This window comes from Mesorhizobium sp. P2_E6, assembly GCF_056403835.1.
This window is the reverse complement of record NZ_JBFUEQ010000001.1, coordinates 504,135-518,445: the sequence shown is the minus strand read 5'-3', so window position 1 is coordinate 518,445 and position 14,311 is coordinate 504,135. Positions and strand designations below refer to the sequence as shown.

Here is a 14,311-nt window from a genome sequence, read left to right as displayed (position 1 = left end):
GGAGAAGATGTCGCACGATCTAAACAGCCAGGCCTTCGAGGGTCTTGGACGTTTGTGCGTTGACGCGGCGGAGAACCGCATCATCTCCGCCTCCGACCCTGCCGGCATGGAGCGGATCGAGGCGCGGTTCCATGGCAGCGCCTTCGACCTGCATCGCCACGACACCTATGCGATCGGGGTGACGCTGCACGGCGTACAGCGGTTTCGCTACCTCGGCGCGACGCGCCACAGCCTGCCTGGCCAGATCATCGTGCTGCATCCCGACGAATTGCATGACGGTGGTGCCGGCACCGAGGACGGATTGCGCTACAGGATGCTCTACCTGGAACCGTCGTTGATGCTCGACTGCCTTGGCGGCGCGTCTTTGCCCTTTGTCAGGGACGGCGTGCTGACGGACGATAGCTTCTGCACGACGCTGCTTTCGGCGCTGGGGCCGCTGGAGGAGGAACTCGACGAGCTGTTCGTTGCCGACTTCCTCACCCAGTTGATGCAAAGCCTGACCCGGCATGCCGGCCAGCCGGCGAAGCCGATTGCCAGGACGGCGTGGCGGGCGGCTGCGCTGGCCCGCGACTATCTCACGGAGAATTTCGGCCGCCCCGTCTGCTCGGGCGAACTGGAGGCGATCACTGGGCTCGACCGCTATGCCTTGTCACGGCATTTCCGGGCCGCCTTCTGCACCAGCCCGCATCGCTTCCTGGTGATGCGCCGGCTTCAGAGCGCGCGGCGGATGATTGCCGCCGGCGAGCCCTTGGCGCAGATCGCCATCGAGGCCGGCTTTAGCGACCAAAGCCATTTCATCAGGCAATTCAAGAAGGCGTATGGCATGACGCCGGGACGCTGGTCGTCGCTGATCCAAGGCACTGCAACGGAGGCGGCTTGATTGTTGCGCCGGGACCAGGCGATCAGTCGTCCGTCTCGGCGTCGTCGTCGATCAACACCAATTCCTCATTCGAGAGGTTGGCCTCGATACGGGCAAGCAGCTTGAACAGTGCCTTCTGGTCCTTCTTGTCGAGGCCCTTCAGCGCCTGCTTTTCGGTCTTCTTCACCGATTTCTCGATAGCGTGGATGATGTCGCGGCCCGTGTCGGTGAGGAAAATATGGGCCTGGCGAGCATCGGCCGAGGAGGCGCGCTTTTCCAGAAAGCCCTGCGCCTGCAGGCGGTTGATGGTTTTGGTGATGGTTGGCGGGCGCACGCCGAGGCGTCCGGCGAGATTACCCGGCGTCTGGCCGTCTTCACGGTCGAGCGCCAGCATGATCTGGTCCTGGCCGGCATAGAAGCCGTGTGCCAGAAGCCGCGCCGCAAGCGCGGTTCTTGCCAGCCTTGCTGCCGAATGCAGCCGGCTCATTGTTGCAGTCTTGTCCGCCTTGGCCATGGTCATCCCTCTTCGGCCGTACCGGTGCGGTCAGCATAGACTCAGCCGGCCGGTTGGCAATCGACTATCAAAAAGATTCCGGCGCTCCAAACAGCTTTGCCGGCAAGCATTGCGGTGTCCGCGGTGGCTAATGCCAGATGTTTATTTCAGTTAGATGACAAACGACTTTTCGCGAGCGGAGTTTTCGCCGCGGACCAGATGCGTGAGGGAATGTCGCTCAGCCGGGCTTCACTGCCACGATCATCAGTGCTTGATAGGCATCCTCCACCTCGTGCAGTGCGGCCCGCGACAGCGGTCCGGCCTGCCTGGCGATGCCGTCGCCGGCGTTCGAGGTGTCACGCTTGCCGGGCCTGTCGTTGTATGGCGCGACAGTGGTGAAGATCTGGTCGCTGACGCTGTCGGGGAAGAACAACTGCCCGGTCATCACCGAATTCTCATCAGGGAAGACCTTGAAATGGATATGGGTGGTGCGGCCGTGATACCAGCCGGGATAGATGGTGGCGAAGGAAACGATGCCGCTTGCATCGGTCTTCTGCCAGCCACGCAGGAACGTCTGGCCCGACGTGTCGACATCACGGCCGTCACCTTGTCCCGGGTAGCCCGAATAGGCACCTTGCGCATCGCAATGCCAGATGTCGACGCGGGCGCCGGCAAGCGGGCGGCAGGTCGCGTCGACAACCTGCAGCCTTACAGTGAGGGCAACGCCCTTTTTGCCTTCAGTGACATCGGCACGTTCGAGTTTCGGGTCGAAATAGAACGGCCCTTCGGTCACCTCGGGCGTGATGGCACAAACGCCGGCGCCGGATTGGAACAGGGTCAGCCCGGCATAGGACGAAGACTGGGCGGCGATTGCCGCGGCCGGCAGGAAGGCACCACCTCCGGCAGTCACCGCGATCAAGCCGAGCGCCTTGCGCCGGCTCAATGAGATGGAGAATGGCTTTCCGGACATATCGTGCCTCTCGAATTGGCCCCCGTCTCCTGATCTAGGCTGTGACGGCGGCTCCCGCCAATGAAAATTCGGCAATGCCGGCAAGCCGGTTTGGCCCATCGGTTTGCCTCGTGCAAAAGCCCGGCACACGTCCTATATGGAGCCGACAATCCCTTTTCGAGGCCTTTCAAGGCCCAGATTTTTCGAGGCAAGTCATGAGCGACGCACAGACGCAGATCCCCGTAACCGTTCTCACCGGCTATCTCGGCGCCGGCAAGACGACGCTGCTCAACCGCATCCTGTCGGAAAACCACGGCAAGCGCTACGCCGTCATCGTCAACGAGTTCGGCGAAATCGGCATCGACAACGAACTGATCGTCGAATCCGACGAGGAAATCTACGAGATGAACAATGGCTGCGTCTGCTGCACGGTGCGCGGCGACCTGATCCGCGTCGTCGAAGGCCTGATGCGCCGGCCCGGCCGTTTCGACGCCATCGTGGTCGAGACCACCGGCCTCGCCGATCCGGTGCCGGTGGCGCAGACCTTCTTCATGGACGACGATGTGCGCTCCAAGACCAGGCTCGACGCGGTGGTGGCGCTGGTCGATGCCAAGCATCTGCCGCTGCGGCTCAAGGATTCCAGGGAAGCCGAGGACCAGATCGCCTTCGCCGACGTCGTCGTGCTCAACAAGACCGACCTCGTCACCCCCGAAGAACTCGCCAAGGTCGAAGCGACGATCCGTGCCATCAATCCGGCGGCGAAGATCCATCGCACGACGCGCGCCGGCGTCGCCTTGACGGAAGTGCTTGACCGCGGCGCCTTCGACCTTTCAAGGGCGCTGGAAAACGATCCGCATTTCCTCGAGGCGCATGACGATCACGACCACGACCACGACCACGACCATCATGATCATGACCATAATGGGCATGACCACCACCATCACGCGCATCCTTCCGACATCCATGACGTGACGGTGCAGTCGGTGTCGCTGCGCGGCGGCGAGATGGACCCGAAAAAGTTCTTCCCGTGGATCGAGAAGATCACCCAGATGGAAGGCCCCAACATCCTGCGCCTGAAGGGCATCATCGCGCTCAAGGGCGATGACGAGCGCTATGTCATCCAGGGCGTGCACATGATCATCGAGGGTGACCACCAGCGCGCCTGGAAAGACGGCGAGAAGCATGAGAGCCGGCTGGTGTTCATCGGCCGCGAACTCGATGCCGAGCGGCTGAAGAAGAGCTTTGACGCCTGCCAGGCTGCCTGATTTCCTAATCAGTTTCTGGCGCTAGCGCTGGCCTTCCTTCTCCCCTTGTGGGAGAAGGAAGCCGGGCGAAGCTCGGTCGGATGAGGGGTGTTCCAGCTTGGCAAACCGCAATCCGTCCAGCACCCCTCAACCGTCTTGGCGCTGCGCGCCAATCCACCTTCTCCCACAAGGGGAGAAGGAAACGAGCGCGGTCGCCCGTGATTGAGACGGAAGAGGCCCAAACAGAAATCTCGAATGGAATAGTTGTAGATGCCCACCGTCGCCCCGCTTGATCTCGAAGGCCATTGCGTCGCCGCCGTCTTCCTCGGCGACGTGCCGCATTTCGCGCTGGCCGATGGTGCCGTCCATCGGCTCGACCATGGTCACAAGACCATTGAGGCCAATGACGGGCTGCTCGCCGCCTTCCACGATGCGGCCAATGACCGGCTGATCACAGGCGGCGAGGATGGCAAGATTTCCTCTGTCACCGCGGGCGGCGACGTCCAGGAACTGGCCAGCGCCGGGAAAAAATGGATCACCAGCGTCGCAGCCGGACCGCAGGGCGCGGTTGCCTATGCGACGGGCAAGACCGCCTTCGTGCGCTTCGCCGACGGCAAGACCAGGGAATTTGCCCATCCGCGTTCGGTCGAGGGGTTGGCGTTCTCGCCCAAGGGCATGCGCTTCGGTGTTGCCCGCTACAATGGCGCGACGCTGCATTTCCCGGCCACCGAAGGTAAGCCGGCGGAGCTCGAATGGGCCGGCGCCCATACCGGCATCACCTTCTCGCCCGACGGTGCGTTCCTAGTCACCACGATGCAGGAGAACGCCCTGCACGGCTGGAAGCTTGCCGACGGCAAACACATGCGTATGAGCGGCTATCCCGGCAAGGTCAAAAGCCTGTCATGGAGCGCGAAAGGCAAGTGGCTGGCGAGTTCCGGTGCACCGGCGGCGATCGTCTGGCCGTTTTCAGGCAAGGACGGCCCGATGGGCAAGGCGCCCCTGGAACTCGGCACGCGCGGCAACGCCATGGTGACGGCAGTCGCCTGCCACCCGAGCCAGGATGTCGTCGCCGTCGGCTATGATGACGGCATGGTGATGGCGGTACGCTTTTCCGATGCCAAGGAAGTGCTGTTGCGGCGACAGGGCAAGGGCGCCATCACCTCGATGATGTGGGACAAGGAAGAGCGCCGCGTCGCCTTCGGCAGTGCGGCCGGCGATTGCGGCGTCATCGACATCACGGCGTAAGGTGTGCTGAAATTCAGGTGAGGCCGGCCTGCAAACGACAGCTCTCTGCGCTTCCGGTGCTCACGGACCCGAACGTCCGCTCCGCTCCGGTTCTCGAAAGCCATCATTTTCGGCTCGGCCTGACCTGAATCTCAACACACCCTGGTCTGGGATCACTCGGCGCCGCAGGATACCTTGCCGGTCAGATCGGTGGTCTTGCCATCGCCGTCCTTGTCGGCGGTGCTGTCATAGACGGCAAGCGTGTACTGCCCGTCATAGACACCTTCATCGCTGGCCTTGGTCAGGATCGTCAGTTCGACGGAGCTGAAGGTCTGGGCCACCTCGTGCTCATGATAGATGTTCAGCCGCAGATCCTTGTCGTCGAGCCAGTATTGGGTGAGGTTGGCATCCTCGAACACGGTCTTGCGCAGATGGTCGTCAGCGGGCCTTGCCTTGATTTCGAGGTCGCCGCGAAAGTTGAAAGTCGGGCCGCCCATGCCTCTGGTGACACCGGCGCCGACCTCGAATGCCACCGCCGCATCGTCGACATTGCACCAGATGCCACCGGAGGCGCGGGCCATATTGGCCGACAGGAACAGCGCTGCCGCGCAGATGATCGTTCGCATTTTTCCCCCCGCGTAGGCCCAATGCCGTCCACATTGGCGCTGACTTCCGGATCAGCGTCAAGCGTTGCCACCAGCGGCTGAGCCAATGCAGGACAGACGCGCGGCCGATTGCGGTCGCGGACATGGATTGGCTAAGAGGGACGACCAGGGGGGTTTTCATGCATAGCGGCAGTTCAAGGACGTCCATCGGCGGCATCGATCGTGATCGCATTGCCGACCTGCGCGAGACCGAGGCGGCAGCCTTCCGCAAGGCGCGGCCGAAATCACAGGCGAAGGTCGGCAATGGCCTGCCTGGCTTCTTCGGCGGCGTGCCGATGCACTGGATGAACGACTGGCCGACGCCGTTTCCGATCCTGGTCGACAGAGCCAGGGGCGCCACCATCACCGATATCGACGGTATCAGGCTCGACGATTTCTGCCTTGGCGACACAGGCTCGATGTTCGGTCATTCGCCGCCGCCGGTGGCGCGCGCCATCCGCCGCCAGGCCGGACGTGGCCTGACCTATATGCTGCCCTCCGAAGACGCACTCGCCATCGGCCCGCTGCTGCAGCAGCATTTCGGCCTGCCGTTCTGGCAGATCGCGACGACGGCGACCGATGCCAACCGCTTTGCGCTACGGGTCGCCCGCGCCGTCACCGGACGCGAAAAGATCCTGGTCTTCAACGGCTGCTATCACGGCTCGGTCGATGAGACGATGGTGCGGCTGGTGGATGGTGTTCCGGTCAACCGGCCGGGACTGGCGGGCGAATTCCGCGACCTGACCCGCACGGCGAAGGTGATCGAATTCAACGATGTCGCCGCACTGGGGGCCGCGCTTGGGGACAAGGATGTCGCCTGCGTCATTGCCGAGCCGGTGCTGACCAACTCCTGCATGGTGCTGGCCGATCCGGGCTTCCATGACGCGTTGCGCAGGCTGACGCGTGAAGCCGGTACGCTGCTGCTGATCGACGAGACGCACACCATCTCGACAGGCCTGGGCGGTTACACCAGGAAATACGGGCTGGACCCGGACTTCTTCGTGCTGGGCAAGCCGATCGCCGGCGGTGTGCCCGCCAGTGTGTGGGGCATGAGCGACGGTGTCGCCTCGCGCTATGCGGCCTACAACAGGGAAAAGGAGCCGGGCTATTCCGGCATGGGCACGACGCTCTCGGCCAATCCGCTGCAGTTTGCGGCGATGCGCGCCACGCTCGAAGAGGTGATGACCGAAGACAATTATGCCCGCATGGACCATCTGGCGCGGCGGCTCGACGCCGGGCTGACCGGCGTCATCGACCGTTATCGCTTGCCCTGGCATGTTGCCCGCGTCGGCGCCCGCGTCGAGTTCATCTGCGCGCCCGGCCCGCTGCGGAATGGCGGCGAGGCCGAGACGGCGCATGCGCCGGAACTGGAAGCCGCCATCCATGTCGCGCTGGTCAATCGCGGCGTGCTGATTGCGCCCTTCCACAACATGATGCTGATCTCGCCGGCGACCACCGGCGCCCAGGTCAACCGGCTGATCTCCGCCTTCGGCGCGGTTGCGGCGAAGCTTGCGGCATGAGACAAGCGGCTAACACATGGGCGCGCCAAGCAAAGCCGGACAGATCATGACCTCACCTTCGGGCTCGACGCCCACCGAGGCGCAAGCCTTCCTCGAGGCCCATCCCGAGATCGAGGCCTTCGATATCGTGCTGACCGACGCCAATGGCGTCGGCCGCGGCAAGATCGTGCGCCGGCATGAGCTGAAAAGCATCTTCGAGGGCGGCCGGCACATGCCGATCTCGATCCTCGGCCTCGATATCACCGGCGAGGATGTGCACGAAACCGGGCTGATCTGGACAACCGGTGACGGCGACCTCAGGGCCTGGCCTATCCCCGGCACGCTGGTGCCGCTCTACGGCACGAACCCGCCACGCGGCCAGTTGCTGATGGAGATGTATCACCTCGACGGCCAGCCGATGTCGTCGGATCCGCGCCTGGCGCTGGCACGGCAAGTGGCGATCCTGGCCGCCAAGGGTCTTCATCCCGCCGGCGCCTTCGAGCTGGAATTTTTTCTCCTGGCCAACGAGCGCGATGCCGACGGCAAGGTGCAGCCGGCGCGCGCCGTGCTCGACGGCCGCGTCTCGGGCAAGACAGAAGTCTATTCCGTCGATCACCTGCACGGCATGGAGCCGCTGTTCTCCGACATCTATGCGGCTGCCAAGGCACAAGGCATTCCGGCCGAGACGGTGATTTCCGAATATGCGCCTGGCCAGTACGAATTGACGCTGAATTACCGCAAGGACGTGATGCGGGCGGCAGACGACTTGGTCATGCTGAAGCGGCTGGTGCGGGCACAGGCGCGCCGACACGGCGTCACCGCCTGTTTCATGGCCAAGCCAATCGAAAAATATGCCGGCTCAGGCATGCATTTCCACGTCTCGCTGCAGGACAGAGCGGGCCGAAACGTCTTTGCCGAAGCCGGCGGCGAGAGCTGGTCGCTGCCGCTGCTGCGCGGCCTTGGCGGCCTGATCCAGACGATGGCCGAATCGATGCTGGTGTTTGCGCCGCATGCCAATTCCTGGCGGCGCTTCGTCTCGCAATCCTATGCGCCGGTGGCGCCGACCTGGGGCGTCAACAACCGCTCGGTGGCGCTGCGCGTGCCGGCCGGCGACGCGAAGAACCGGCGCATCGAGCACCGGCCCTCGGGCGTCGACGCCAACCCCTATCTGATCGCCGCTACAGTGCTCGCCGGCATCATCAAAGGTCTCGACGAAGGTCTCGATCCCGGCCCGGAAACCACCGGCAACGGCTATGAGGCAGCGGTGACGCGCACGACCATGCCGGTCGACTGGCGCGCCGCCATCGAGGCCGCGCGAGCATCCAGCTTCCTGAAGGGCGCGCTCGGCGAAGACCTGCACCGCACCTTCGTGGCGATCAAGCAGTCCGAGTACCTGCGCGTGGCGCGCACGGTGAGCGAACTGGATTATCACCTCTACCTGCACGAGGTCTGAGAGCTTTTTGATCAGGCGGCGATCACTTTTTCGCCGCCTCCATCAAATGAGGTGGCGCGCCCGCCTTCAAGAACATATCATGAACATATGAGCGCACTTACCGTCCGCGAAAAGCTAGCGATCCTGTCCGATGCCGCCAAGTACGACGCCTCCTGCGCCTCATCGGGCGCGGCGAAAAAGGATTCCCTGAAATCCGGCGGGATCGGCTCCACCGAAGGCATGGGCATCTGCCATTCCTATGCGCCGGATGGGCGCTGCATTTCACTGCTGAAAATCCTGCTGACCAATTTCTGCATCTACGATTGCAGCTATTGCATCAACCGCTCGTCGTCGAATGTGCGGCGCACCCGTTTCACCGTTGACGAGGTGGTGAAGCTGACCATGGATTTCTACCGGCGCAACTACATCGAGGGCCTTTTCCTGTCCTCAGGCGTCATCCGCTCGCCCGACGAGACGATGGGCGAGATGGTCGAGGTGGCGCGAAGGCTGCGACTGGAAGAGAAGTTCTCCGGCTATATCCATTTGAAGACCATTCCGGAAAGTTCGGCGGAACTGGTCGAGAAAGCAGGCCTCTACGCCGACCGGCTGTCGATCAATGTCGAACTGCCCACCGATGAGGGCGTCAAAAAACTGGCGCCGGAAAAGAAGCCGGAAACGATCCGGCTTTCGATGGCCAGGCTGCGCGAGAAGATGGAGGAAAAGGCCGAGCCGACGCTGAGGACCAAAAAGCGCGAACGCTTCGCGCCGGGTGGGCAGTCGACGCAGATGATCGTCGGCGCCGACAGCACCACCGATGACGGCATCCTTCATACCAGCGCGCGGCTCTATGGCAGTTACCATCTGCGGCGCGTCTATTATTCCGCGTTCAGCCCGATCCCGGATTCGTCGTCGTCCCTGCCCTTGCAGAAACCGCCGCTGATGCGCGAACACCGGCTCTACCAAGCCGACTGGCTGATGCGGTTTTACGGATTTTCGCAGCCGGAGATCCTGGCCGGCAGCAGCGACGGCATGCTCGACCTCGCCATCGATCCGAAACTGGCGTGGGCGCTGCGCAACCGGGGACGGTTCCCCGTGGATATCAACCGCGCTGATCGAGAGGCATTGTTGCGCGTGCCCGGTCTCGGCACCAAGGTGATCGCCAAAATCCTGGAGACCCGACGTCACCGGCGGCTGCGGCTGGAAGATATCGGCCGTCTCTGCCAGTCGATCGCCAAGCTCAGGCCATTCATCGTCGCCGAAGGCTGGTCGCCGGGCGCGCTCACCGACAAAGCCGGTTTGCGCGGCAAGATCGTGCGTTCCTGCGAACAACTGTCCCTGTTTTGACCATGCGACCGGCACAGCTCGATCTTGCCAGATATACGGTTCGGCTCGACGCGGAGACCGACTTTTCCGGCTGGCGCGACGCGGCACGCCGGCTGGCCCTGAATGAAGTCGGGCCCGATGACATCAGCTGGCATGTCGAGCCGGGCTCCAATCAAACCGATTTGCCCGACCTGCCTGCGGGCGTGCAACTGGTGGTGCCGCGCGACTTCGTCGAGCATGCCGAAATCGCCTTCTGCCATTCAGACCCCGGCCGGTTCGCTTTTCTCTACCGGTTGCTCTGGCGGCTGCGCACAGAGCCGAAGCTGCTGGCAATTGCATCGGATCCAGACATCAGGCGTCTCGAAACCATGGAGAAAGCGGTGCGGCGCGACATCCACAAGATGCGCGCCTTCGTACGCTTCCGGAAGATCGGCGACGGTGACGAGGAGCGCTATGTTGCCTGGTTCGAGCCGGATCATTTCATCGTCGAGCGCAACGCGGCTTTCTTCGTCAGGCGCTTCACCGGCATGCGCTGGACCATTTTGACGCCGCATGCCTCTGCCGACTGGGATGGCGACAGGCTGGCGATCGGGCCTGGCGCCGTCAAGGGCGATGCGCCGGCGCAGGACGATACCGAAGCCCTGTGGCGCACCTATTTCGAGAACATCTTCAACCCGGCGCGGCTGAAGGTGAAAGCCATGCAGAAGGAGATGCCTAAGAAATATTGGCGGAACCTTCCCGAGGCCTCGCTCATTCCAGAACTGATCTCGGGAGCGGACAAGGCCGCTAAGGACATGATTGCCAGAATGCCAACGACACCCGCGCCGCACCACGCCAGGCTGCAGGCAAAGCATTGGCCGAAGAATGAGCCGGCTGAGGCCCTGGAAGATCAGGCCGCCAACACCATTTCCGAATTGCGAGAGGCGGCAAAAGGTTGCCGGCGCTGCCCGCTTTGGCGCGACGCCACGCAGACCGTGTTCGGCGAAGGGCCTGACGGCGCCAAGGTGATCTTCGTCGGCGAACAGCCCGGCGACCAGGAGGATCTGGCCGGCAAACCTTTTGTCGGCCCGGCGGGCAAGGTGTTCGATGCGATCCTCGACGACGCGGGGGTTGACCGCCAGAAGGTCTACGTCACCAATGCAGTCAAGCACTTCAAGTTCGAGCCGCGCGGCAAGCGGCGCATCCATTCCAAACCGAATGCCGGCGAGGTTCAGGCCTGCCGCTGGTGGACAGACAAGGAGTTCGAGCTGATCAAGCCGAATCTGGCCGTGGCACTCGGCGCAACGGCGGCCTTGTCGCTGCTTGGCAAGGCGATCCCGGTGACAAAAATGCGCGGCCAGGTGATCGAACGCGAGGACGGCTTGCGTGTCTTCATCACCATCCACCCCTCCTTTATCCTGCGCATCCAAGAGCCCGCGGACAAGGAAGCTGAACGCCAGCGGTTCCTGCAAGACATGAAGCAGGTGAAGCGGCTGATGGCCGCTTGAGGTTACCGGATCAGAATTGCCCGCAGGTCGTTTACATTCGTGCCAGTCGGGCCGGGTACGAATAGATCGCCTATCGCATTGAAGGCCGTCCAGGCATTGTTGCCCGCAAGCATCGCCTTGGCGTCGACGCCGGCCGCGCGCATGCGCGACACGGTCGAACCGTCGGCGAAGGCCCCGGCATTGTTTTCCGAACCGTCGATGCCGTCTGTGTCGGCGGCGAGCGCGTGAATGCCTTGCGCGCCGTTGATGCCGATGGCGAAGGCGAGCAGGAATTCCGAATTGCGGCCGCCCTTGCCTTTTGCGCGCAAGGTCACTGTCGTCTCGCCACCGGACAGGATCAGCACTGGCTTTGCGAATGGCCGGTTGCGCGTCGCCACTTCGCGCGCGATGGCCGCATGGACGCCGCCGACCTCACGCGCCTCGCCTTCGATGGCATCGGAAAGGATGACGGCTTCGATGCCTTGCCGTTTCGCCTCAGTGGCCGCTGCTTCGAGCGAGACGCCGGCCGAGGCAATCAGATGCACCTCGTTGCGTGAAAAGCAGGGATCATTGGGGTTTGGTGCATCGGCGGCAGGCGTGCTGATATGCGCCATCACCGCAGCCGGCAGTTTCATCCCATAGGCTGCAATCGACGCCATCGCGTCTTGACGGCTGCCGGTATCCGGCACGGTCGGACCGGAGGCAACCAGGGCAGGATTGTCGCCGGGAATGTCGGAAACGACCAGGGACACCACCTTGGCCGGCCAGGCGGCGGCAGCCAACCGTCCACCCTTGATGGTGGAAAGATGTTTGCGGATGGTGTTCATCGCTGCGATCGGCGCACCAGACGCGAGGAGCGCCTCATTGACGGCAATCTCGTCGGCCAGCGTCAGGCTGCCGGCGGGCGATGGCAAAAGCGCCGAACCACCGCCGGAAATCAGCGCCACGACTAGATCATCCGCTGTCAGCCCTTGGACCTTGGCGAGCAGGCGTTGCGAGGCTTCCAGGCCCGCGGCGTCCGGCACCGGATGCGCCGCCTCGATGATCTCGATGCGCTCGCATGTCGCGCCATAACCGTAGCGGGTGACGACCAGCCCCTCGATCGGCCCGTCCCAGACCTTCTCGAAGGCCGCTGCCATCTGCGCGGAGCCTTTTCCCGCGCCAATGACGATGGTGCGGCCCTTGGGCCTCGCCGGCAAATGATCCCGGATGGTTCGCTCCGGATCGGCGGCGGCGACGGCGGCGTTGAAGATGGAGGTGAGGAACGTCTTGGGGTCGCTCATTGTTCTTCCGGGGGCAGTGCCAGACCGCGCTTGTCGATGCCCAAATGATCGCAAAGTGCCTCGACGACGACGCCGTGATCCTGGCGCTCCGGCAGGCCGGAAACGGCGATCACACCGATGACGCCGGCGCCCTTGACCGTGACCGGGAAACCACCTCCGGCCAGCACATAATCAGCAATATCCAGCCCTTCGCCGATCTTGAAGGTGCGATCGGGGCGCTGTTGTTCCAGCACCATGCGGTAGGTGCTTTTCAGGAACCGCTTGACCACATTGATCTTGCGCCGCGCCCAGTCGGGATTGGAGGCGTTCGAACCTGGCATCGCGGCATAGAACAGCGGGCGGTCGAAAGTCCTGATGTCGACGATAACAGGCAGGTTCTCGGCCAAGGCTCGATCACGGATGGCCGAGCCGATCTTGAAGGCCACGGCCTCATCGAAGGCGGGAAAGACAAGAACGTCTTCCTGTCTCGTGATCAGAGCGATGTCTTCGGCAACGGCCATGTCGTTCCCCTGTCAACTTCGCCGCACGCTTTGACCGATGGCTGCCGCCGGGTCAAGCAAGGAAACACATCGGAGGGTGCCTAAATCGCCATGTCGGATTTGGCCGCTCGCCCGGCCACATAGACCTCGCGCACGGCGCGATCGTCGCCCAGCGTCTGCAAGAGAAACAATTCCTGTGCCAGCGTCTCGACCGTTTCCATCCTGAGCCGCATCGCCGATGTAGCCCTGGCATCGAGTACGACGATGTCGGCGTCGCTGCCTTCATCCAGCGAGCCGACCTTTTCCGCCACCGACAGCGCCTCGGCATTGCCGCGCGTCATCTGCCAGAAGGACTGGAAGGGATTGAGCTTCTCGCCATTCAGCGCAATCACCTTGTAGCCTTCGTCCATGGTGCGCAGCATGGAATAGTTGGTGCCGCCGCCGACATCGGTGGCGGCGGCGATCCGGATCGGTTTGTCGCGGCGGCGAAGGCGCTGGTAGCCGAACAGGCCGGAGCCGAGGAACAGGTTCGAGGTCGGACAGAACACCGCCACCGAACCGCTGTCCGACAGCGCATCCGCCTCACGGTCCGACAGATGGATGCAATGGCCGAACAGGCTCTTTGTCCCCAACAGCCCAAAGTGCTCGTAAACGTCGGTGTAGTCGCGCGACCACGGATAGAGTTCCTGGGTGAAGGCGATTTCGGCGTGGTTTTCCGACAGGTGCGTCTGCATGTGCAGGTCGGGGTACTCCCGGCACAGCGCGCCGGCCATCTCCATCTGTTCCGGTGACGAGGTGATGGCGAAGCGCGGTGTGATCGCATAGTGCTGGCGACCCTTGCCGTGCCATTGCGCGATCAGGGCCTTGCTGTCGTCGTAGCCGGATTGCGGCGTGTCGAGCACACCGTCGGGTGCATTGCGGTCCATCATCACCTTGCCGGCGATGTTGAGCATGTTGCGGTCATGCGATTCGGCAAAGAAGGCCTCGGCGGATGCCTTGTGCACCGAGCAGTAGGCGGCCACCGTCGTGGTGCCGTGGCGCACCATCTCGTCGAGGAACAGCCGTGCGACGCGGCGGCCATGCTGCGCATTGGCGAATTTCGTCTCTTCCGGGAAGGTATAGGTGTTCAACCAGTCGAGCAGTTCGGCGCCATAGGAGGCGATGATCTGCATCTGCGGGAAATGCACATGCGCGTCTATGAAGCCCGGCAGCAGCAGATGCGGCCGATGGTCGATCTTTTTCGCTGCGTCGCCTGCCTGTTTCTCGACGTCTGCATAGGCACCGGCGGCGACGATCCGGCCGTCGCGGATCAGCAGGCCACCATCCTCCTCGTAGCGCCAGGCGGAATGGTCATCGATGGTTTGCGGCCAGCGCACGAAGGACAGCGTGCGGCCGCGCAGAAGTGTCGAGGTCATG

Annotated in this window: 13 protein-coding genes; 7 read left to right on the top strand and 6 right to left on the bottom strand. The window is 63.3% G+C overall.

Translation table 11 applies throughout. The features are described 5' to 3' along the window. Positions 1–7 precede the first annotated feature (7 nt). A complete protein-coding gene (locus tag AC1D08_RS02495; protein ID WP_457150944.1) occupies positions 8–880 on the top strand; it encodes an AraC family transcriptional regulator in 873 nt (290 codons plus the stop codon). Between the two features lie 22 nt (positions 881–902). Here the strand turns inward: AC1D08_RS02495 and AC1D08_RS02490 are convergent, their stop codons facing one another. Both AC1D08_RS02490 and AC1D08_RS02485 read right to left on the bottom strand, forming a co-directional pair. Continuing rightward, positions 903–1,373: a MarR family winged helix-turn-helix transcriptional regulator gene (locus AC1D08_RS02490; protein ID WP_095084311.1), complete on the bottom strand. Its 471-nt coding sequence runs from the start codon at positions 1,371–1,373 to the stop codon at positions 903–905. Between the two features lie 217 nt (positions 1,374–1,590). Further along, on the bottom strand, positions 1,591–2,322 hold the full coding sequence (locus AC1D08_RS02485) for an intradiol ring-cleavage dioxygenase (protein ID WP_457150943.1): 732 nt from the start codon (positions 2,320–2,322) through the stop codon (positions 1,591–1,593). Between the two features lie 194 nt (positions 2,323–2,516). Here AC1D08_RS02485 and AC1D08_RS02480 point away from each other — a divergent pair, with 194 nt between their 5' ends. Then, positions 2,517–3,566, top strand: coding sequence for a CobW family GTP-binding protein (locus AC1D08_RS02480; RefSeq protein WP_477422498.1), 1,050 nt, complete (start codon positions 2,517–2,519; stop codon positions 3,564–3,566). A 249-nt stretch (positions 3,567–3,815) separates the two neighbouring features. Beyond that, a complete protein-coding gene (locus tag AC1D08_RS02475) occupies positions 3,816–4,790 on the top strand; it encodes a WD40 repeat domain-containing protein (protein WP_457150429.1) in 975 nt (324 codons plus the stop codon). A 152-nt stretch (positions 4,791–4,942) separates the two neighbouring features. On the opposite strand, the gene AC1D08_RS02470 is transcribed toward AC1D08_RS02475, so the two are convergent. Next, positions 4,943–5,395, bottom strand: a complete 453-nt coding sequence (locus AC1D08_RS02470) for a hypothetical protein (protein ID WP_457150430.1) — start codon at positions 5,393–5,395, stop codon at positions 4,943–4,945. A 158-nt stretch (positions 5,396–5,553) separates the two neighbouring features. Here AC1D08_RS02470 and AC1D08_RS02465 point away from each other — a divergent pair, with 158 nt between their 5' ends. From AC1D08_RS02465 to AC1D08_RS02450, 4 genes are all read left to right on the top strand, one after another. After that, the gene (locus AC1D08_RS02465) at positions 5,554–6,933 is read left to right on the top strand and encodes an aspartate aminotransferase family protein (RefSeq protein WP_457150431.1); all 1,380 of its coding nucleotides are present in this window, start codon (positions 5,554–5,556) and stop codon (positions 6,931–6,933) included. 46 nt (positions 6,934–6,979) lie between these two features. Beyond that, complete coding sequence (locus tag AC1D08_RS02460) at positions 6,980–8,365, top strand: glutamine synthetase family protein (RefSeq protein WP_457150432.1); 1,386 nt, start codon at positions 6,980–6,982, stop codon at positions 8,363–8,365. 87 nt (positions 8,366–8,452) lie between these two features. Further along, the gene (locus AC1D08_RS02455; protein WP_457150433.1) at positions 8,453–9,688 is read left to right on the top strand and encodes a putative DNA modification/repair radical SAM protein; all 1,236 of its coding nucleotides are present in this window, start codon (positions 8,453–8,455) and stop codon (positions 9,686–9,688) included. A 2-nt stretch (positions 9,689–9,690) separates the two neighbouring features. Continuing rightward, positions 9,691–11,154 (top strand): UdgX family uracil-DNA binding protein, encoded by a 1,464-nt coding sequence (locus tag AC1D08_RS02450; protein ID WP_477225148.1) that lies wholly within the window; start codon positions 9,691–9,693, stop codon positions 11,152–11,154. A gap of 2 nt (positions 11,155–11,156) precedes the next feature. Here the strand turns inward: AC1D08_RS02450 and AC1D08_RS02445 are convergent, their stop codons facing one another. From AC1D08_RS02445 to guaD, 3 genes are all read right to left on the bottom strand, one after another. Then, complete coding sequence (locus AC1D08_RS02445; protein ID WP_457150435.1) at positions 11,157–12,416, bottom strand: glycerate kinase type-2 family protein; 1,260 nt, start codon at positions 12,414–12,416, stop codon at positions 11,157–11,159. Next, complete coding sequence (locus AC1D08_RS02440; protein ID WP_457150436.1) at positions 12,413–12,916, bottom strand: heme-degrading domain-containing protein; 504 nt, start codon at positions 12,914–12,916, stop codon at positions 12,413–12,415. The genes AC1D08_RS02445 and AC1D08_RS02440 overlap by 4 nt, the downstream gene beginning before the upstream one ends. An 80-nt stretch (positions 12,917–12,996) precedes the next feature. After that, a complete protein-coding gene (guaD, locus tag AC1D08_RS02435) occupies positions 12,997–14,310 on the bottom strand; it encodes a guanine deaminase (RefSeq protein ID WP_477225146.1) in 1,314 nt (437 codons plus the stop codon). Position 14,311 lies beyond the last annotated feature (1 nt).

Excerpts from the sequence above, each read along its gene's own strand:
- AC1D08_RS02495 (WP_457150944.1), top strand. The coding sequence starts at position 8 with ATGTCGCACGATCTAAACAGCCAGGCCTTCGAGGGTCTTGGACGTTTG.
- AC1D08_RS02490 (WP_095084311.1), bottom strand. The coding sequence starts at position 1,373 with ATGGCCAAGGCGGACAAGACTGCAACAATGAGCCGGCTGCATTCGGCA.
- AC1D08_RS02485 (WP_457150943.1), bottom strand. The coding sequence starts at position 2,322 with ATGTCCGGAAAGCCATTCTCCATCTCATTGAGCCGGCGCAAGGCGCTC.
- AC1D08_RS02480 (WP_477422498.1), top strand. The coding sequence starts at position 2,517 with ATGAGCGACGCACAGACGCAGATCCCCGTAACCGTTCTCACCGGCTAT.
- AC1D08_RS02475 (WP_457150429.1), top strand. The coding sequence starts at position 3,816 with ATGCCCACCGTCGCCCCGCTTGATCTCGAAGGCCATTGCGTCGCCGCC.
- AC1D08_RS02470 (WP_457150430.1), bottom strand. The coding sequence starts at position 5,395 with ATGCGAACGATCATCTGCGCGGCAGCGCTGTTCCTGTCGGCCAATATG.
- AC1D08_RS02465 (WP_457150431.1), top strand. The coding sequence starts at position 5,554 with ATGCATAGCGGCAGTTCAAGGACGTCCATCGGCGGCATCGATCGTGAT.
- AC1D08_RS02460 (WP_457150432.1), top strand. The coding sequence starts at position 6,980 with ATGACCTCACCTTCGGGCTCGACGCCCACCGAGGCGCAAGCCTTCCTC.
- AC1D08_RS02455 (WP_457150433.1), top strand. The coding sequence starts at position 8,453 with ATGAGCGCACTTACCGTCCGCGAAAAGCTAGCGATCCTGTCCGATGCC.
- AC1D08_RS02450 (WP_477225148.1), top strand. The coding sequence starts at position 9,691 with ATGCGACCGGCACAGCTCGATCTTGCCAGATATACGGTTCGGCTCGAC.
- AC1D08_RS02445 (WP_457150435.1), bottom strand. The coding sequence starts at position 12,416 with ATGAGCGACCCCAAGACGTTCCTCACCTCCATCTTCAACGCCGCCGTC.
- AC1D08_RS02440 (WP_457150436.1), bottom strand. The coding sequence starts at position 12,916 with ATGGCCGTTGCCGAAGACATCGCTCTGATCACGAGACAGGAAGACGTT.
- guaD (WP_477225146.1), bottom strand. The coding sequence starts at position 14,310 with ATGACCTCGACACTTCTGCGCGGCCGCACGCTGTCCTTCGTGCGCTGG.